The following is a 21,671-nucleotide window of genomic DNA, read 5'->3' as shown; positions in this document are numbered from 1 at the left end:
ATAATTGAGTGTATTTATATTCTCACAATCAATATTTTCTTGTACGAAAAAAGAGCCCTCAATAGGGCTCTTTTTTGTATACTGGAAAAGTAAGAAAATCTATGTTTTTGGAGATTCCTCTTCTGCTTTTTCAATTTTAATGGTCAATTCTTCACTCTTCTTGTCAAGGTCAATATAAATACTGTCACCTTCCTTAAGTTTAGAATTCACTATTTCTTCCGCTAATGCGTCCTCAATATATTTTTGAATTGCTCTTTTTAGCGGTCTTGCCCCGTATTGCTTATCAAAGCCTTTCTCTGCAATATAATCTTTAGCGGCATCCGTTAAGTTCAAATGATATCCAATGTCCTTAATTCTCTTGAATAATTTGGCTAATTCAATATCAATGATTTTGTGAATGTCTTCTCTTTCCAATGCATTGAAGACAATAACATCATCAATTCTATTTAAGAACTCTGGAGCAAACGCTTTTTTTAAGGCATTTTCTATTACTCCTTTTTGGTGGGCATCTTCTTGAGATTTTTTCGCAGCTGTACCAAAACCTACACCTTGTCCAAAATCTTTTAATTGTCTAGCACCAATATTAGAAGTCATTATTATAATGGTGTTTCTAAAATCGATTTTACGACCCAAACTATCGGTTAAGAAACCGTCATCCAATACTTGTAAAAGCATATTGAAAACATCTGGGTGTGCTTTTTCAACTTCATCCAATAGAATTACCGAGTAAGGCTTTCTTCTAACTTTTTCGGTCAATTGACCACCTTCTTCATATCCTACGTATCCTGGAGGTGCACCTACTAATCTAGAGATGGCGAACTTCTCCATGTACTCGCTCATATCTATACGTATAAGCGCATCTTCAGAGTCAAAAAGCTCTTTTGCCAACACTTTTGCAAGTTGGGTTTTGCCAACACCTGTTTGACCTAAGAATATAAACGAACCAATAGGCTTGTTGGGATCTTTAAGTCCCGCTCTATTACGTTGTATAGCTTTGGAAACCTTGGCAACAGCATCGTTCTGACCAATTACGTTAGATTTAATCAACTCAGGAAGTCCTGCTAATTTATTGCTTTCCGTTTGCGCTATTCTATTTACGGGTATACCGCTCATCATAGAAACAACATCGGCAACATTTTCTTCGCTAACTGTTTCCTTGTTCAGTTTACTGTCATCTTCCCATCGCTCTTGGGCTATGGCAAGTTCCTTTTCTAAACTCTTTTCGTCATCGCGCAATTTGGCAGCTTCTTCGTATTTCTGCTTTTTGACAACACTATTTTTTAGTTCACGAACATCTTCAAGTTTCTTCTCTAATTCAAGAATTTGCTTTGGTACATCCATATTCACAATATGTACTCTAGAACCAGCTTCGTCTAAAGCATCAATAGCCTTATCAGGTAAAAAACGATCGGTCATATACCTGTTTGTCAACTTTACACAAGCTTCGATAGCTTCGTCTGTATAAGTTACATTGTGGTGATCTTCGTATTTACCTTTAATATTATGTAAAATCTCAACTGTTTCTTCAACAGAAGTTGGCTCTACAATTACCTTTTGAAAACGTCTCTCTAAAGCACCGTCTTTTTCGATATATTGTCTGTACTCATCTAAAGTGGTAGCACCTATACATTGAATTTCACCTCTAGCCAATGCAGGTTTGAACATGTTTGAAGCATCTAAACTTCCTGTAGCTCCACCAGCACCAACAATAGTGTGTATTTCGTCAATAAACAAAATGACATCATCGTTCTTTTCAAGCTCGTTCATAACCGCTTTCATGCGTTCTTCAAACTGGCCACGATATTTTGTACCGGCAACTAAAGATGCAAGGTCAAGGGTTACAACTCTTTTATTGTAAAGAATTCTAGAAACCTTTTTATTGATTATACGTAGGGCAAGACCTTCTGCAATGGCACTTTTACCAACACCAGGTTCACCTATTAAAAGTGGGTTGTTCTTTTTTCTACGGCTAAGAATTTGCGAAACCCTCTCAATCTCTTTTTCTCTACCGACAACAGGGTCTAGTTTATTTTCCTCTGCCATTTGTGTAAGGTCTCTACCAAAATTATCCAGAACCGGAGTTTTTGATTTTTTGGCGCCTTTTTGATTAGAAGCAGATCCAAAGGTGCTCTCTTTTCCTTCATTGGCCTCTTCAGAGTCGCTAGGGAAAGATTCGGCCGTTGGGCCATCTACCATATCGTCGTCACTTGTAATCATAAATTTAAACTGTTCCTTAACACCGTCGTAGTCAACCTTAAGCTTATGTAAAAGTTTTGTAGTAGGGTCATTTTCATTTCTAAGGATACAAAGTAGAAGGTGCGCAGTATTTATAGAAGAACTTTGAAAAAGTTTAGCCTCTAAAAAAGTTGTTTTTAAAGCACGTTCGGCTTGTCTTGTTAAATGCAAGTTCTTTTTGTCTTTTTGCACGCCGCTAGCGTTAGGGTTAGAAGGACTTAGAATTTCTACTTTTCTACGTAGGTGTTCTAAATCAACTTCTAAAGCGTCTAAAATGCTAATGGCCTTCCCGTTTCCATCTCTAAGAAGCCCTAGCATGAGGTGCTCGGTACCGATAAAATCGTGACCAAGTCGCAATGCTTCCTCTTTGCTATAAGCAATAACATCCTTTACTCTTGGGGAAAAATTATCATCCATATACTATATTATCTTCTATAAAATTACTAAATCTCATCCAATCATTGGCAAATACCGTACCTATAATCGTTAAAGTTATTGTAAAAGCCATTAAAAGCAGCTTTTATAGGTACGAAATTAGCCTTTAAAGTAAAAATTAACATTACTGTGCCAAGTGTTAATAAAATTTCATATAATTAAATCCACTTATTCTTGAAACGCCTAGGATTTAAGTATATTGGCATGCTTTTTTACTAATTAAAAAACAGAAGATTTTAAAATGGCTGACGGTGAAAAATTGATTCCCATTAATATTGAAGAGGAAATGAAATCTGCCTACATTGATTACTCAATGTCGGTCATTGTGTCACGTGCCCTGCCAGATGTCAGGGACGGATTAAAACCCGTACACAGAAGAGTTCTTTTCGGAATGCATGAATTAGGAGTTAGAAGTAATAGCTCACATAAGAAATCTGCACGTATTGTTGGGGAGGTATTAGGTAAGTATCACCCACACGGTGATACTTCGGTATATGATGCTATGGTGCGTATGGCTCAAGAATGGAGTTTGCGTTATATGCTTGTAGATGGTCAAGGTAACTTTGGTTCTGTTGATGGTGATAGCCCTGCGGCAATGCGTTATACGGAGGCTCGTATGCGTAAGATTGCAGACGATATGCTTATTGACATAGAAAAGGAAACCGTAGATTATCAATTAAATTTTGATGACTCTTTAAAAGAACCGACTGTTCTACCGACTAGAGTTCCAAGTTTGTTGGTGAACGGTGCATCTGGTATTGCTGTAGGTATGGCGACCAATATGCCGCCACATAACTTATCTGAGGTTATAGATGGTACGGTTGCTTATATCGATAATAACGACATTGAGATAGATGAGCTTATAACACATATTAAAGCACCAGATTTTCCAACTGGTGGTACTATTTACGGTTATGATGGTGTAAAAGAAGCTTTTCATACAGGAAGAGGACGTATAAAAATGCGTGCAAAAGCAACATTTGAAGAAGTTCAAGGTCGCGAATGCATTGTGGTTACCGAAATTCCTTATCAGGTCAATAAGGCAGACATGATTAAGAAAACTGCCGATCTTGTCAATGATAAAAAATTGGAAGGTATAGCCAATATTAGAGATGAATCCGATCGAAACGGTATGCGTATCGTTTATATCTTAAAGAGGGATGCTATTCCTAATATTGTTTTGAATATGCTGTTTAAATATACGGCATTACAAACATCTTTTAGTGTCAATAATATTGCCTTGGTTAACGGTAGACCGCAATTGTTGAACGTGAAGGAAATGATTCATTACTTCGTTGAGCATAGACATGAAGTGGTCGTAAGGCGTACACAGTTCGAATTAAAGAAAGCTGAAGATCGTGCTCATATCTTAGAAGGGTTGATTATTGCATCTGATAATATCGATGAGGTAATTGCAATAATAAGAGCCTCTAAAAATGCTGATGAAGCAAGAACAAACTTAATTGAACGTTTCAAATTAAGTGAAATTCAAGCGAAGGCAATCGTAGAGATGAGACTTCGTCAACTTACCGGTCTTGAGCAAGATAAGCTTAGAAGCGAGTATGATGAAATCATGCTTCTAATTGCAGATTTAAAAGATATTCTTGATAAGAAGGAGCGTAGAATGGATATCATTAAAGATGAGCTTCTTGAGATTAAAGATAAATACGGAGATGAAAGAAGATCTGTAATCAACATGGCAGGTGGTGATCTTAGTATGGAAGATATGATACCAGATGAGCAGGTGGTAATTACCATTTCTCATGCAGGTTACATTAAGAGAACTCCGTTAAGTGAATATAAAACACAAAATAGAGGTGGTGTAGGTCAAAAGGCATCTTCTACAAGAAATGAAGATTTCTTAGAGCATTTGTTCGTTGGTACCAATCACCAATACATGTTGTTCTTTACGCAAAAAGGTAAATGTTTTTGGATGCGTGTTTTTGAAATACCTGAAGGTAGTAGAACATCAAAAGGTAGGGCAATACAGAACCTTATTAATATAGAACAAGATGATAGTGTAAAAGCGTTTATTTGTACTCAAGATTTAAAAGACGAAGAGTATATCAATGCGCACTACGTTATAATGGCCACTAAAAAAGGTGTAGTTAAGAAAACATCCTTAGAGCAATATTCAAGACCAAGACAAAACGGAATTAATGCAATTACCGTACGCGATGGCGATGAGTTGTTAGAAGCTAAATTAACTACAGGGTCAAGTGAAATTTTCCTAGGTCTTAAATCTGGTAAAGCAATTAGATTTGAGGAAAGTAAAACTAGACCAATGGGTAGAAATGCTTCAGGGGTTAGAGGTATTACTTTAGCGAATGAGGAAGATGAGGTGATCGGTATGGTATCGGTTCATAATTTTGAGGAAGAAATATTGGTAGTTTCAGAAAAAGGTTATGGTAAGCGATCAAGCATAGATGATTATAGAGTTACCAATAGAGGAGGTAAAGGGGTTAAGACCATAAGTGTTACCGATAAAACTGGTGGGCTTGTAGCTATAAAAAATGTTACCGATTCTGACGATTTAATGATTATCAACAAATCTGGAATTGCAATACGTATGAGCGTAGAGGATTTGCGTGTAATGGGTAGGGCAACACAAGGTGTTAGGTTGATCAATATAAAAGGTAATGATTCTATTGCCGCTGTTGCAAAGGTCATGAAAGATGAAGATGATCTTGAAGAAGCTGAACTGCTTGATATTGAGGTAAATACAGAAGGTTCAACTGAAGTTGATAATACGGAGGAAAAAGATGGCACAGAGATTGATAATTCTGATACCGAAGATTAAACTTAAATAATTTAAACACTAATAATTAATATATCAAAAATGAAAAATAGGTTATTACTTGTAGCGGCACTGACATTTACAATGGTCGGTTTTGCTCAAAAGAATGAAATAAAATCTGCGGAAAAGGCATTGAAATCTGGTGATGCAACAGCAGCTAAAACTGCTATTGAAGCTGCTTCAGGTACTATTGCCGCTGCTGACGAAAAGACTCAAGCGCAATATTATTTTACTAGAGGTAAAATCTATAGCGATTTAGCTAAAAAAGGAGATAATGATGCTTTTGAGAAATCAGCGAATTCTTTCAAGAAAGTTATTGAAATAGAAGAAGCTTCCGGTAAAAAGAAATTTACTGCGGAAACTAACCAATATATGACGGCATTGACTGCTGATCTTGTGAACTCTGCGGTTAGCGATAATAGCAACAGTAAGTTTAAAGAAGCTGCTGAGAAGTTGTATATGAGTTATACGTTAAGTCCTAAAGATACGTCTTACTTGTATTATGCTGCCGGTAGTGCGGTAAATGGTGGTCATTATGAAATGGCATTGGACTATTATAATAAATTACAAGAAGTTGGTTATGATGGTAGTGGTGTTGTGTATAAGGCGACCAATGCAGCATCAGGCGAAGTTGAGGAAATGGATAAAGTGCAGAGAGACCTTATGGTAAAGTCTGGTACGTATACTAATCCTGTAGATGAGAAAACTCCTTCTAAGAAAGCTGAAATTGTTAAGAATACAGCGCTGATTTATACGCAATTAGGTCAAGATGAAAAAGCTTTAGAGGCTTATCAAGCAGCAAGAAAGAATGATCCAGAAGATGTTAATCTTATTTTGAACGAAGCAAATCTATATTTTAACCAAGGAAATAAAGATAAGTTCAAAGAATTAATGGCTCAGGCTATAGCTCTAGCACCAGATAATCCAGACTTGCATTATAATGTTGGTGTTATTAACATGGAGCAAGATAATTATGAGGAAGCACGTGTATCATACAAAAAGGCAATAGAACTTGATCCTAATTATACAAATGCATATTTAAATCTTTCTACAACTTACGTTAACGAAGGTAACAACCTAATTGACGAAATGAATTCATTAGGAAACAGTAGAGCAGATATTGCTAAATATGATGAGTTAAAGGAGAAAAAAGATAGCTTGTTCAAGCAAGGTGCAGATGTATTGGAAGATGCATTGAAAAATAACCCTGAGAATGAGAATATCATGACCCAGCTTAAGAATATCTACGGAGCAATGGGTGATACAGAAAACTTCACGAAAATGAAGAAGATGTTAGGAGAGTAATTTTATGCTCACCTTTAAATAAATTGAAAGGCCCTATTATGGGCCTTTTTTTATACTATTTTTTTAATGACCCTTAATTGATGTGTATATGTTCTAAGGTCATTATTGAAAATACCGGTATGATCTATGCGGTCAATTCTTACTTTGCCGTTTACGTGTATTACATAATTATTGTCCATAATAATGCCTACGTGGTTGATTTCACCATTGGTGTTATCAAAAAATGCTAGGTCTCCGGCTTCGCTCTCTTCTACAAAACTTAATGCCGTACCTTGTTTAGATTGACTTTCTGCGGTTCGTAAAAGGTGGTATCCGTTAATTTTGTAAACCATTTGTGCGAATCCTGCACTGTCAATACCAAAAGGAGATTTCCCACCTTTAAGTTCGGGCGAATTAAGATATAAAAGCGCCGTTTTTACTAACTTTTCCTTTAATTGTTCTCCTTGAACCGTTTTACCGTCAAAAGTAACAGGTAAAGAGGAAGTGTCCGGTATGCTTGAGCCAATTAAAATAGGGGTTACCATTATATTTGAATCTTCAACGAACGATATTAATTCAGTAACATATTTAGGACTTGAACTGGACTCTAAAGCAAGGTATTCATCTTCCGGGATAAAGGTAAGCTGGTTGTTCATGATCCAACCTTCGCACTTGTCAAATACAGTTTTTACCCTAGACCAGTTTTTTCTAGATTCCAAAACTTTGTAATGTTCTCCAAATAGAAGCTGGGTCACCAGCTCAGCTGCCTGATCGGGCATACTGCGCATGGGCATAACACTTAAATGGCAAATTCCGTATTGCATGAATATTTTTTAAGCGCTTAAGCTTTTTCAACAATAATAGCAGAGGCTCCACCACCACCATTACAAATAGCTGCGGCTCCTAGTTTTGCGTTGTTTTGTTCTAGAACATTTAGCAATGTAATAAGAATACGGGCACCAGAGCATCCTAACGGGTGTCCTAAAGAAACGGCACCGCCATTTACATTGACATTGGTATCGTTTAGACCCAATATTTTCATATTTGCTAAGCCCACCACAGAAAATGCTTCGTTAAACTCAAAAAAATCTATTTCTTCTAATTTTAAATTCGATTTTGCAAGAGCCTTGGGTAGTGCTTTTGCAGGAGCTGTGGTAAACCATTCAGGTTCATGGGCAGCATCTGCATAGCTTTTTATAGTTGCCAAAGGAGTTAGGTTTAATTCAATGGCCTTTTCTTTGCTCATTAAAACTAAGGCGGCAGCACCATCATTAATTGTAGAGGCATTTGCAGCAGTCACTGTTCCGTCCTTAGAAAATGCAGGTCTAAGGTTTGGTATTTTTTCTATAAATACATTGCTGAATTCCTCATCTTTGGTTACCATTTTAGGTTCGCCACGTCTCTGTGGTACAGCTACTGGTACAACCTCATTGTCGAATTTACCATTTTCCCATGCCTCAGAAGACCTTTTGTACGATTGAATGGCATATGCATCTTGCTCTTCTCTGCTGAATTCATATTTTGTAGCGCAAGCATCTGCGCAAACACCCATCGCATTTTGGTCATAAGCATCTACTAAACCGTCTTTCTGCATACCGTCAACTAACGTAGCAGGACCGAACTTTGTTCCGGTTCTCATATGGACATAATGAGGTATAAGGCTCATATTTTCCATTCCTCCGGCAACCACAATATCGGCATCGCCCAGAGAAATTGCTTGTGCGCCCTGCATAACGGCTTTCATGCCTGAAGCACACACTTTATTTATAGTTGTACAAGGTACTGTATTGGGTATCCCAGCGTATATTGCAGCCTGTCTGGCAGGCGCCTGTCCGGTTCCGGCCTGTACTACGTTGCCCATTAAAACCTCGTCAACCGATGTAGGGTCAAGGTTGATTTTTTTTAATGCACCTTCAATAGCTATAGCTCCTAACTTTGGAGCTGGTACTGTAGATAATCCGCCCATAAAACTACCAATTGGAGTTCTTACGGCCGATACTATAACTACCTCTTTCATGTTTTTATAATTTAAGTTAGACGAAATTACTAAATTCTATAGCAACCCAAGTGATATCATATCAATTACTAGTTATCAGTTTATTATTTTCTATTTTTGAAGAACCTAATACTATTTTCCTTGGATAATCTTTACAAACAACAGTCGCTCATTTTTAAATATATTCTATATGTAGTGGCCGTTGCATTCATAGTATTCTTCTTGCCCAAAGGAGGTAAATTCAAGTATGAGTTTCAAAAAGGAAAACCTTGGCAGTTTGAAAATTTGTATGCACCTTTTGATTTCTCCATACAAAAGACAGATGCCGAAATTGCGAAGGAAAAGCAAATAATTGAAAATAATCAACTACCATACTATAGCTATGATGAAGATGTGGTTGAAAAAGTTAGGGCATTATTTGATGAGAAATTTGAGTCACAGTGGAGTGATGCCGACCTAAGCGGTAATCAAAAAAATAGGTTGCGATATTTCGCCAAGGTCATATTAGATTCTGTTTATGCAAAGGGCATATTACAAAATAATGGTAAACAGGTACAGCGAAATTTCATTTTTTTGGTGAAAGGAAATGAAGCTAGTAAAGTTAGGGTTTCCGATTTTTTAAAGGTAAACGAGATTAATGAGTTGGTAAGTGATGTGCTAACAAAGAATAATTTGACCGTTTTTGAAGAGGAGATTCAAACATTGTTCTTTGATATTATAGAACCCAATGTAAGTTTCGATAATAATCTAACCCAAAAAGCACGGGCAGAAGCTTTGTCAAAACTGTCGTATACACGTGGTACCGTAGATCAAGGACGGTTGATCATAGCTAAAGGTGAGGTGGTAGAGGCTGAGAATTTAAAAATATTGGAGTCCCTAAAATCAGAATATGAGTCTGAATTATGGACCGCCACTAATTATTACTTTATTTTAATAGGATATACCGTTCTGGTGGCGTTGGTGTTGATTATGCTTTTCTTATTTCTTAAAAAGTATAGAAGAACCGTCTATGATAACAATGTAAAGGTCACCTTTATCTTTTTTAATATTCTATTAATGGTCTTTATAACCACAATGGTTATAAAATACAATGATCAATTGGTTTTTGTTGTGCCGTTATGTATTCTACCGTTGATTTTAAAAACGTTCTTTGACGCTAGGCTTGGATTGTTTGTACATGTGCTTACCATACTTATTCTAGGTTTTGTGGTTCCAAATAGTTTTGAATATATATTTCTACAAATCATTACAGGTATAGTAACCATTTTAACAGTGTCGGAATTATATAAAAGGGCAAACCTTTTTGTTAGTGTAGGTCAGATTACGCTGATTTATATTATAGGGTATTTGGCTTTTCATACTATTCATGAAGGAGATCTGAGTGATATTGAGTGGTATACTTTAGGACTGTTCTTTTTAAATGGAATGATTACCCTGTTTGTACAGCCATTGATATATATCTATGAAAAACTCTTCGGATTGGTTTCTGATGTTTCTTTATTGGAGCTTTCAGATACCAATTCTAAGCTTTTAAAAGAATTAAGTAATAAGGCGCCAGGTACTTTTCATCATTCGTTGCAAGTAGCCAATTTGGCTGAGGCTGCGGCTAATGAAATTGGTGCGAATGCTATGTTGGTTAGGGTAGGGGCATTGTACCACGATATTGGTAAAATGAACGATCCAACGTATTTTACCGAGAACCAGATTACCAATGTGAACCCTCATGATGAGTTAACCCCAAAGGATAGTGCTAGAATTATAATAGATCATGTTATAAAGGGAATTGAAATAGCCAGAAAAAACAATGTACCCGATCGCGTAATAGATTTTATTCGTTCTCACCATGGTACAACACTTGTGTTCTATTTCTACAAAAAACAGAAAGAATTAGATGGGCATGTAAATGAAGAAGATTTTAGGTATCCAGGTCCGTTACCATTTTCTAGGGAAACAGCAATTTTAATGATGGCCGATTCGGTCGAGGCGGCATCTAAAAGTTTAAAAAATCCAACATTTTTGATCATTGATGAATTTGTAGACAAGATAATTTCTGGTCAAATGAAGGCAAATCAGTTTTTAAACGCAGATATTACCTTTAAGGAAATAGAAACAATCAAGAAAATTTTCAAACAAAAGCTCATAAATATATATCATTTGCGAGTGGAATATCCTGAGTAACAGCGAGGTAATTTTATATTGAAAAAAAACTTAAAAAATAGTTGCGTAAGACCAGTTATACTTATACATTTGCATCCGCTATTTAGAGCAACAGTTCATTGAAGAATTACTGGAGAGGTGCCTGAGTGGCCGAAAGGAGCGGTTTGCTAAATCGTCGTAGGTGGAAACACTTACCCAGGGTTCGAATCCCTGTCTCTCCGCAACAGTATGTTGAGAGACATATTTTTTGATAACCATTTTCGGGGTGTAGCGTAGCCCGGTTATCGCGCCGCGTTTGGGACGCGGAGGTCGCAGGTTCGAATCCTGCCACCCCGACAAGAAGCCACTGAGAAATCAGTGGCTTTTTTTGTTTTTAGTCTTTTTGTCAAACACCATTGGCAGCTCATTTTTGATTTTATAAAGTGTATCGATTTAAAGTATTCATACGTCCAATTCGTGTGTCTAAATAGAGTTTTGACTATATAATCGGTATTATGAAAAATACTATTTCCTCTCTAATTTGTTAAATGCTAATAAACCCTTATTTTAATTCATAATTCGGCAATATTTAGCTAAAATTTTGCTATTTTGATTGTTAAATCTTTTTTGGGTAAAAGGGCGGTTTTTAACGTTTTTGGTCCAAGATAATAATCGAATGAAAATGAATTTAAGGATATTCTTTCTCGCCCTGTGTTGCTCAATGAGTTTATTGTGCCAAGCACAGTTTAATAATTTTAAGTTCGAGAATTTAGATACAGTTGACGGTTTATCTAGTAGCACCTGTTTAACCATTTTTCAAGACTCGGAAGGTTTTATGTGGTTTGGTACCATTGATGGTCTCAATAAGTATAATGGTTATGAGTTTGAAGTCTATAAATCCATACTAAATGATCAGAGTTCTATTAGTAATAATAGAATTAATGCTATTGTAGAAGGGGCAGATGGTAATTTATGGATAGGTACTAACAATGGTTTAAATTACTTCAACAAAAAAACGAACAGTTTTCTTAGAGTAGACCTGTACAAACAACTTTCTTTATCTAACAATCCACGAAAATTTATTAACGCCCTACTTTTTGATGAAGAAAGTAATGCCTTATGGGTAGCCACCAATAATGGAGTCATAAAAATTATGCTAGAAGATTTTAATTCAGACACGTCCGAATTAAAATTTTACTATTATTTAAATGATGATTCCAATATAAATTCATTGGATAATAATATTGTGAATGTAATTATCAAAGATCAGAACAATGAGATTTGGTTAGGTACCAATGGTGAATACCTAAATAAATATAATTCTGAACAAGATAATTTTGATCGCGTTTTAATCGAGAACACTTCTAATTACGAGTTAAACCATATACATAAGAACATATTTGTTGATGCGGATAATGATTTTTGGATAGGAAACAACCTTTCTAATCTAATTTATTGGGATAGGTCTGAAAATACCTTTTCCCACAAATCATTTACTGAAGAAACAGATATTGCTATTCGTGATATGCATTTAGATGAAGATGGCAATATTTGGGCGTCAACAGACGGCTATGGTTTGTTTATTTTAAATAAGACGGAAGAAAAAGTAATTCAGAATTTAGTCAATAATTTTTCAGATTCATTTTCATTGCCCAATAACAAGCCTTCTAAAATTTATGAAGATGTCAATGGCATTTATTGGATCGGTAGTTATGACAAGGGTATTAGTAAATTAGATCCTTCGCAGTATGCATTTGGTCATTACTATTATCAACCGGGAAACCCAAACGGACTTAACGAAAAAATTGTTCAATCGGTTCTACAAGATTCTAAAGAGCGCTTGTGGATTAGCGCTTACAATGGTGGGTTAAATCTTTTTGATCAAGAGAACAATTCATTTGAGCATTTTTCGCACGAACCTAACAATGCCAACAGTATAAGCTCCAACAGAATACTGTATACATTTGAATCTAATAATGGGCAAATTTGGGTGTGTACCTTAGATGGCGGTTTGAATAGATTTGATCCTGAAAATTACAACGTAAAAAGATTTTTACATAAAGAATCAAATGTTCATACCATCGGGCAGAACTCGGTATGGTCTGGTGTTGAAGATAATGACAATAGAATTTGGTTAGGTCTCCGAACGGAAGGATTAAGCTTGTTCGACCCTAAGGCAGAGAAGTTTTACAACTTTAAAAATGTAGCCGGGAAAGAAAATGGCTTGGCAAGTAATTTTATATTTTACTTGTTTGTTGATTCTAGAAATAGATTGTTAGTCGGTACCTCTTTGGGGTTAAATTATATAGACCTCAATCAGCTTGAAAACAGAATACCGGAAACATTAACTTTTAAGGAAATTAAAAAACCTGGTATTGAAGACAATCTTATTAACCATATATCAGAAGATCATTTGGGTAATATTTGGCTGGGTGCGGATACGGGAATATATAAGCTAGATCCCGATTTTAATGTATTGAAATCTTATTCCTCAAAAGAAGGTTTGCCTAATAACCTGGTTGTAGGTATTCAAGAAGATGATAATCATAACTTTTGGGTAACCACCAAGAGCGGTCTTTCATTTTTAAATACAAAAACCGATCAAATTAAAAATTTCAATATTCATGATGGGTTACAGGGTCCTGAGTATCAAAGTAAATCGATTGAGAAAACTAGTGATGGTAGAATAATTATAGGAGGTATTAATGGTTTCAATATTTTCCATCCAGATGACATTACACTTAAGCCTTCTTCACCGCTTAGACCAAAAATTACCCAGTTTACCTTGAATAACTCCCCCGTTGTGGTTGGTGATACAATTAATGACAGGGTTTTATTACAGGATAAGGTAGAAGATTTAGAAAGCTTAGAATTAAATTACGACGAAAACTATGTTGCGTTCGATTTTTTAGCCTTGCATTTTGAAAATCCTGAAAGGGTACAATATGCGTATAAATTACAGGGGCTAGACAATAATTTTGAAACCATTGGTTCTAAGAGAGAGGTTAGTTATGCCAACCTAAGCCCTGGTAAATATGGTTTTGAGGTAAAGGCATCTTTAGATGGTAATTGGGAGCAGGCAGAGGCGGCAGTTGTCAATTTTGAAGTGCTTTCACCACCCTGGAAAACCTGGTGGGCTTATCTTCTATATTCCTTGTTCGGGGTATTGTTATTTTATATGATCATGAGGTATTACACCCAAAAGGTTCAAGAAGCACAAGAGCATGAATTAGATCAAATGAAACTGCAGTTCTTTGTGAATGTTTCTCACGAATTTAGAACACCGCTTACATTGATCATGAATCCCGTTGATAAGATATTGTCTAGTTATACCCATAATCCAGAAGAGGTGAAGTCGTCTGCTATTTCTATTCAGCGAAGTGCCCGTAGGCTGTTGCATCTGGTAAATCAATTGTTGGATTATAGAAAAATGGACGTTGGTATGGCGCCGCTTCAGCTAGAAAAAGGAAACATCGTTAAATTTAGCGAAGATATTTTCTCTTTATTTGTAGGTCTTGCCAACAAGAAAGAAATAGAATATAGATTTATATCTGAAACTGATCAAATAGATTTATTATTTGATTTGGATAAGGTTGAAAAAATTATCACCAACCTTATTTCAAATGCCATAAAATTTACCAATGCCGGTGGCGAAATTACCTTTTCAATAAAAAAGGTGTCACAGAAAAAAAGCTCATCAAAATTGCTCTTTCTAAAAAAGGAAATGACTGGAGACTTCGTAGAGATAACTGTTACAGATTCTGGTATTGGGTTGGATAAAGAGCAAATTAAAAACATTTTTTCAAGATTTTATCATATAGATGTAACAAAGTCTGGTACTGGAATAGGACTAAACTTTACACAGGCTCTTGTGGAAAAACATGGAGGTGAAATATTTGTTGAAAGTGAATACGGTGTAGGGAGTAAGTTTGTAGTAAAACTGCCTTTGGATAATAAATCTACACCTGTTGAGGTGGAGAATGTAAAGAACGAATTCTTGATCAATTCTATGAAATCTGTAGAATATGAGATGTATATAGCAGATGATGAAAATTTAGTGCTACCTAATCCAAATTCGGAAAGTGAAATTGAAAAACCCACTATTTTATTGGTAGAGGATAATAAAGAACTTCGTCAACATTTAAAGAACGACTTGCAAGATAAATACAAAGTTTTGCAAGCTAAAAATGGAGAAGAAGGTCTAGAAATGGTAAAGAAACGTTACCCCGATTTGGTTATAAGTGATGTTATGATGCCAAAGATGGATGGTTTTGAGATGTGTAGACTAATGAAGACCGAGTTTGAAACTTGCCATATACCTGTAATACTACTTACCGCTAGAAGTTTAGAAGTAGATCGGGTAAGTGGTTATGATAATGGTGCAGATGCATATTTGTCCAAACCTTTTGTTACCAGTGTACTAAAGTCAAGAATTAGAAATCTAATTGAAGCTAAAAAAAGATTGAGAAAGCGTTTCTCTGAAATTGGTGGAATTTTTCCATCAAGTGAGGTTACCACGAATAATATGGATGAGGTATTTTTAGATAAAGCTACAAAAGTAGTTTTGGATAATGTTGATGATGAAGATTTCAAGCAAGATGATATTTTAAAGGAGCTTGGTATTGGTAGGTCTCAATTCTACCGTAAGATAAACACCTTAACAGGGAACAACCCCAGTCATTTTATAAGAACGATTAGATTAAGGTATGCTGCCGAATTATTAGAGAAAAACTGCTATTCCATCAAAGAAGTTACCCATATGTGCGGTTTTAATTCCACAGCTTATTTTAGTAAAACGTTTAGGGAGTTGTTCAATGTTACACCTACCGAGTATATGGAGGGTAATAAAAGTGAAACAATAAAAGAGAATGATTAAGTAGCATTTTTTATGTGTATTTATAATAAAAAAGAAGGCGGTTATACGAAACATATAACCGCCTTCTTTTTGAGCCCATTTACGACCAGCAGGTATTTTAATATGTATGTTTTTCATACAACCTGTTTAAGCTGTAAGGAAAGTCAGCATTGATATTGATATCTTGGCAGAAAATAGATATCACAAGGGTTTTCATGCAACTACTATCCTCCATTATCAATTGAAAGAGAAAATAAGCTATAAAAAAAGGCAGCTATACAAAATATATAACTGCCTTTAAACTAACTCAACACAATTATCTTAATAACCAGGATTCTGGTTTAGGTTTTCATTTAAACTTGTTTGCGATGTTGGTATTGGAAATAGGTAATTATCTCTTGTGAAATTACGTGTAGCTGATGGTTGAACAATCAATGCTCTTCTTTCACCAACTCCTGTTTCCGTAACACCTTCTCCAAAACCATATCCTTCTGGTGAGTACAATTCTGGGTTGTTTTCGTAAACAGTACCTTCTATAACCGCACCATAAATGGTTTCTCCTAATTCATCTTCTGCAATACCCCATCTTTTAAGGTCGTTGAATCTTGTAGCACCTTCGGCATAAAGCTCAATGGTACGTTCTCTTCTAATTTCGGTCTCGATATCCATATTGTTGGTAGCTAAGAAAGAATTCGATAGAGGAGGTAAACCGGCTCTGGCTTTAACTAGGTTAATAGATTCATCCATTTGAGCATCGGTTAAACTACCATTTAACTCGTATAAAGCTTCGGCATACATTAAATATACTTCTGCCAAGCGAATAAATGGCATATCATATGCTTCTGTCTTTGTAGCTCTATAAGCTTCATCGGTACCCCATTTCCAACTCATGAACTTAGAATTGAAGTAACCAAAGTTGTTGGTACCGTTTAATGTTACATCGCCATTTTGAGGAATTTCACCAAGCGTTTTATGGTAAGTGAAATAAGCTCTCATTCTGTAATCTCTGTTTTGAAATTCATCGGGCGTGTTTTCATAACCTTGAAATAATGGAGACTGATCAATAGGTAAACCATCGCTACTCAAGAACAAATCCATCATTTTTCTACTTGGTTTTACTCTGCCTTCGTAAACGTGACTTAAAAGATCGCCAGCTTGTCTAAAAGTGAAATCATATTTATTATAGAAAATGAATTCTTTGTTGGTAGCTTTATCCAATCCTGCAGGGTTAGAACCGCCATCTTCTAGGTTAAATAAGAAGTTAGAACTTAAATTGTCCAATTCATCATTATAGTCCCAAAGCTCAAAACCACCTTGGTCCATAATCGTTTTGGTAAGTGTTACCACTTCCTGTAAATAAATATCTATGTTAGAGGCATTAAAACCTTCACTACCGGCACCTGTGCTAGTACCATCACCATCGGTAGTGGTACCTACATATTTCATCCACGTAGCTTCATGTAATAAAACATCTGCTTTAAATGCCATTGCTGCCCATTTGCTGATCTTACCTTTATCTTCTGAGGCAATTTCTTGCTCTGTAGGTAAACCTGCAATGGCATCATCCAAGTCTGCCAAAATTTGAGCAACAACTTGATATCTACTACTACGAGGCGCACTTAGCTCTTCATCACCAACATCTAATGGTCTTGTAACTAAAGGAACACCGCCAAAACGCTGCACCAAATTAAAATATTGGTATGCTCTATGAAATTTTGTAGCGGCAACGTAAGGCACAATACTTTCTTCACCTTCGTAGGCTTCAGCTCTTTGCAGTAAAAGATTCATATCTCTAATTGCAGAATAGGGAGCTGAATAATATCCGTCTGATTCTGGTGCTCTGGTATCACCTCTGCTGTAAATTTGCATATCGCTATCTTCAGTGTAACCAACCAAGTCAGATCCATGATCGGCATAAATACCTTGGTCGTATCTCCAAGTCATTAAATCGGTATAAAACTGATTTGAACCCGTCAGAAAATGTTCTGCTTCGGTATAGTATACCTGATCTGTAATAGATGCAGGTGGGTCTAAGTCTATAAATTCGTCTTCACATGATGTAAAGAAGACCATTAAGCATGGTACTATTATATAAATTATTTTTTTCATCTGTATATGATTTTATGATGTATTATCTTCTTGTTAATTGTCTTAGAGCGATACTTTTAAACCTAATGCCCAAGTACGCATAAAAGGGTATGCACTGTTATTGGAGCTCGCTTGAAATTCAGGATCGTAACCATCTTTTACACTGGTGAATTCAAATAAATCATTTCCTGAAAAATAAATACGTAAGTTGTTTATGGGTGTATTACCGATACTTAAATCCCTGAAATTATACCCTATAATTAATGACTTCAACCTCATATATCTATTGTTCTGCAAAATATGATCTTTACTACGGTAGTTCCAGGCAGATAAACCACGTTGTGTAGTTAACCTTGGGAATTCAGCATCTCTATTATCTTCTGTCCATGTTCTGCCTAACCATGTGTTAGACTGATTTTGCCATTCAGCTTGAAAAGGCTGAGCAAAATATCCTGTTCTATAGATATTATGATCTAGAGCACCTTGAAAAAATGCGCTAAGGTCAAAATTCTTATACTTTAGGTCAAAATTAAACCCGTAAACATAGTGGGGTGCAGCATCACCATGATAAGTTAAATCTTCATTGTCCAATGTGCCATCTCCGTTAGAATCAACAACGCGCATATCACCAGGTCTTAAAGCATCGTTTGATGTCTGTAGCGGTAATATTCCACCTTCGTTTAAACTAGCGTAATAAGCATCAACTTCAGCTTGAGAATCAAAGTAGCCATCGGTTTCCCATAAAAAGAAAGAGTTTATAGGTCTGTTTAATATATTCTGTCCATCTTCGGCAGAGTTCAAGTTTTCGAAAATAGTTTGAGCACCATCATACTGGGTGATTTCATTTCTGGTATCACTCATGTTTGCGCTTACGGTGAATTCTAAATCACCTATATTTCCTTGGTATCCTAGCATAGCTTCCCAACCATCGGTTTCCAAAGTTCCAATATTTGTAAATGGGGTAGCGGTACCTAAAACAGCTGTTTCAATACCTCTAACCAACATACCTACATTTTCTTTTTGATAAAGATCAAAAGAACCGAAAACCTTGCTGTTGAACAGTCTAAAGTCAACACCTATTTCTTTGGTTACAATTCTTTCCCAAGTGGTGCTACTACTAAATAAGCTACTAGCTACAGAGGTTGCTTGTTGGCCTGCATTTGTTTCTCCAAATACGGTATTACCAAAACCTACGGAAGACAAATAACTAAAATTGCCAATACCCGAAGTACTACCAAGCTCACCATAACCACCTCTTAACTTTAAGAATGAAATTAAGTTACTATCTTGTAAGAACTCTTCTGAGCTAATTACCCAACCACCGGAAACACTACCGTAATTAGACCATTTTGCACCATCGGCAAATCTTGATGAACCATCTCGTCTACCTTGCACTTCCAATAAGTACTTGCTTTTGTAATCATAGTTAATACGGCCTATATAACCAAAGAATCCCCATGAAGTACCACCACCTGAAGTGGTTACCAATTGATCTGTAGCTCCTAAGTTAATATCGTAAACCCCATAATCGACAAACCCGTTTCTTTTGATATAATATTCGTTAACATCGTTCTTTTCTGCCTCTATAGCCACAAGTCCCGATAGGTTGTGATCACCGAACTGATTTGAATAATTTAAAGTTGCTTTGTAGTTTTTATAGGTGATATTACCATCATTGTTGTCGGGACCCGTACCTTCTTGAATAGAGGTAGTGTTATTTATATTGTTAGAAAATTTTCCTCCCCAACTGTAAAGAGGTACCGATACGAAGTACGATTGATATTCACTGTTTTGTCTGCTAATTGCATACGATCCTGTAATATCTAAATGATCTGTCAATTTATATTTGGCCAAGGCCGAAATTTTAAATTGTTCTACCGTTTTGTTCTCACGGCCACCATCAATAACTTGTGCAACACCATTTCTATCACCTGTAATTAAGTCACCACCAAAGTTTGCGTAGTACTGACCATCTGCATTATAGGTTGGGAAAAGTGGAGCATCCCAAGTAGCGGCCTCTCTACCCAAGCCACCTGATGGTCCAGAAAATTTGTTGTTGAAATAGGTAATATTCGTATTTACATTTAGCCTATCACTTATATCAACACCATAGTTCATTGAGAAGTTATATCTGTCAGAACTATCATCTGCTACTTTTAAACCACCAACGTTATTGTCATAACCGGCAGAAATACGAAAGTTACTTGTTTCGGTACCACCAGATATACTGATGTTGTGTTGGCTAGAATACGAGTTACCGAACATTTCATCAAATCTAGGAGCGTTACCCAACCAGATATTACCGTTTATTGGTAAATCATAATATCCTTCATAACCAGAAGCAATTCTATCAACTGTTTCAAGATCGTTCCAAAAGAAATATCTTGGCGGCTTACCAGAAGCAATATCTTCACGGGCAGCTGCTGCATATAATTGACCATATTGAGACATTGTTGGTGTTGGTGGGCGTATACCTATAGTACCAACTCTAGAAACGGTGCTAATATCAACAGATACTTTACCCTTACCTTTCTTTGTAGTTACCAATATAACACCACCAGCAGCACGAGAACCGTATACAGAAGCAGATCCACCTTTTAATACACTAATACTCTCAATATCATTTGGGTTCATATCATTAAACGATGAAGAGTTAATTGAAGGTATACCATCAATTACGATCAACGGTTCGATACCATTAATAGAAGAAGCACCTCTAATTAAAAAGTTTACACCTTCATCACCAGGTCTAGATGATGTACGTGTTACCACCAGACCAGGAGTTCTACCTTGTAGTGCAAGTGCTGGGCTACCAACTGCTAAATCTTCGAAAGCCTCTGCCTTAACCTGCTCAACAGAACCAGTTAAGGTTTCCTTTTTTGCAGTACCATAACCTACAACAACTACTTCATCTAAAGCAGTTGTATCTGGTTCTAGAGATACATTGATTACATTTTTAGAACCTACGGCAATTTCTTGCTTTACGAATCCTAAATAGGAAACAACAAGAACTGCATCTGAAGATGGAACGGTAATCGAGTAGTTTCCGTCAAAATCAGTAACTGTACCTGTTGTTGTTCCTTTAACGACTACGGCAACACCAGGAAGCCCCATTCCGTCATCACTACTTATTACCGTACCTGTAATAGTAAGTTGTTGTTCTGAGTTCAATAAGAGTACACCGCCATTAAGTGAATTACTTGCTGTAATCGCGAACGCATGGTTTGTACACAAAACTACAAACCCAACCAATAATGGTATCATGGTCTGTAATTTCCATTTAGAAAGTTTGATTAGTTTAATCATAAGATTGTTAATTTAATTAGTTAATTAATGTCGTTTCATCAGTTTCCCGATACAGTAATTATCATATTGATATTTGTTAAGCCAATGTTAATTATAATTGGAGTAAAGGATTATAAATTATTACTCAATGGTTATAAATTATATTCCTTTTTACTGAAACAGAGGGTAAATCCGTTTTTTGGGCAGGTACAAATTGTATGAAACGCATTTTTTTAACAGTTTTTTTGTCGGTTGTTGATTATGGGGCACAAGCTAAAATTTTTGAAGAATAATCTATACCTATTATATGGTTACATATATTAAATTATCAACAAGTTTGTTTAAGTAATTGATAATTAGTAGTTTATGTTGAAATGTTATGCTTTTAATTAATTTTATTTCGGTTTACTTTCATATATACATTTCTACACATTACCATCTGTGAATTCAATTTTAAGAGGAATAAGTTGATTTATAAGATTTACAGTAGGTTTTAAACGGGTAATACTTCGGATATCCATAAAATGCCAATTTTTCTATGATTTATGTATCATTTTGAA

The 21,671-nt window shown here is 35.9% G+C and carries 9 protein-coding genes and 2 tRNA genes; 6 read left to right on the top strand and 5 right to left on the bottom strand.

Features of this window, described 5'->3' with window-relative positions:
• Positions 1 to 99: 99 nt before the first annotated feature.
• Positions 100 to 2,652, bottom strand: coding sequence for an ATP-dependent Clp protease ATP-binding subunit (locus tag EXIGUO8A_RS01465; protein WP_116769781.1), 2,553 nt, complete (start codon positions 2,650 to 2,652; stop codon positions 100 to 102).
• Between the two features lie 259 nt (positions 2,653 to 2,911).
• Here EXIGUO8A_RS01465 and gyrA point away from each other — a divergent pair, with 259 nt between their 5' ends.
• Positions 2,912 to 5,470 carry a DNA gyrase subunit A gene (gyrA, locus tag EXIGUO8A_RS01460; protein WP_159301673.1) on the top strand — a complete coding sequence of 853 codons (2,559 nt, stop codon included), beginning with the start codon at positions 2,912 to 2,914 and terminating at the stop codon, positions 5,468 to 5,470.
• A 39-nt stretch (positions 5,471 to 5,509) separates the two neighbouring features.
• Positions 5,510 to 6,772, top strand: a complete 1,263-nt coding sequence (locus EXIGUO8A_RS01455; protein WP_159301672.1) for a tetratricopeptide repeat protein — start codon at positions 5,510 to 5,512, stop codon at positions 6,770 to 6,772.
• A 50-nt stretch (positions 6,773 to 6,822) separates the two neighbouring features.
• Here EXIGUO8A_RS01455 and EXIGUO8A_RS01450 read toward each other — a convergent pair whose 3' ends face one another.
• Entirely contained in the window at positions 6,823 to 7,575 is a 753-nt protein-coding gene (locus EXIGUO8A_RS01450) for a C40 family peptidase (protein WP_159301671.1), read from the bottom strand.
• A gap of 17 nt (positions 7,576 to 7,592) precedes the next feature.
• Complete coding sequence (locus tag EXIGUO8A_RS01445) at positions 7,593 to 8,768, bottom strand: acetyl-CoA C-acyltransferase (protein WP_159301670.1); 1,176 nt, start codon at positions 8,766 to 8,768, stop codon at positions 7,593 to 7,595.
• Between the two features lie 120 nt (positions 8,769 to 8,888).
• Here EXIGUO8A_RS01445 and EXIGUO8A_RS01440 point away from each other — a divergent pair, with 120 nt between their 5' ends.
• The 4 genes from EXIGUO8A_RS01440 (at position 8,889) to EXIGUO8A_RS01425 (ending at position 15,759) form a co-directional block, all read left to right on the top strand.
• On the top strand, positions 8,889 to 10,925 hold the full coding sequence (locus EXIGUO8A_RS01440; protein ID WP_407658161.1) for an HD family phosphohydrolase: 2,037 nt from the start codon (positions 8,889 to 8,891) through the stop codon (positions 10,923 to 10,925).
• Between the two features lie 111 nt (positions 10,926 to 11,036).
• Positions 11,037 to 11,125, top strand: a tRNA-Ser gene (locus EXIGUO8A_RS01435).
• A gap of 40 nt (positions 11,126 to 11,165) precedes the next feature.
• Positions 11,166 to 11,240 (top strand) — tRNA-Pro (locus EXIGUO8A_RS01430).
• A gap of 325 nt (positions 11,241 to 11,565) precedes the next feature.
• Positions 11,566 to 15,759, top strand: coding sequence for a hybrid sensor histidine kinase/response regulator transcription factor (locus EXIGUO8A_RS01425; RefSeq protein ID WP_236564410.1), 4,194 nt, complete (start codon positions 11,566 to 11,568; stop codon positions 15,757 to 15,759).
• Positions 15,760 to 16,059: 300 nt separating this feature from the next.
• Here the strand turns inward: EXIGUO8A_RS01425 and EXIGUO8A_RS01420 are convergent, their stop codons facing one another.
• Positions 16,060 to 17,847: a RagB/SusD family nutrient uptake outer membrane protein gene (locus EXIGUO8A_RS01420; protein ID WP_116769678.1), complete on the bottom strand. Its 1,788-nt coding sequence runs from the start codon at positions 17,845 to 17,847 to the stop codon at positions 16,060 to 16,062.
• A 42-nt stretch (positions 17,848 to 17,889) separates the two neighbouring features.
• Positions 17,890 to 21,132, bottom strand: coding sequence for a SusC/RagA family TonB-linked outer membrane protein (locus tag EXIGUO8A_RS01415; RefSeq protein ID WP_159301668.1), 3,243 nt, complete (start codon positions 21,130 to 21,132; stop codon positions 17,890 to 17,892).
• Positions 21,133 to 21,671: the final 539 nt, after the last annotated feature.

The organism is Maribacter litoralis (genome assembly GCF_902506355.1).
Lineage (GTDB): Bacteria > Bacteroidota > Bacteroidia > Flavobacteriales > Flavobacteriaceae > Maribacter > Maribacter litoralis.
Note: the sequence above shows the minus strand (reverse complement) of the source record. Positions and strands in the feature narration are given on the sequence as shown.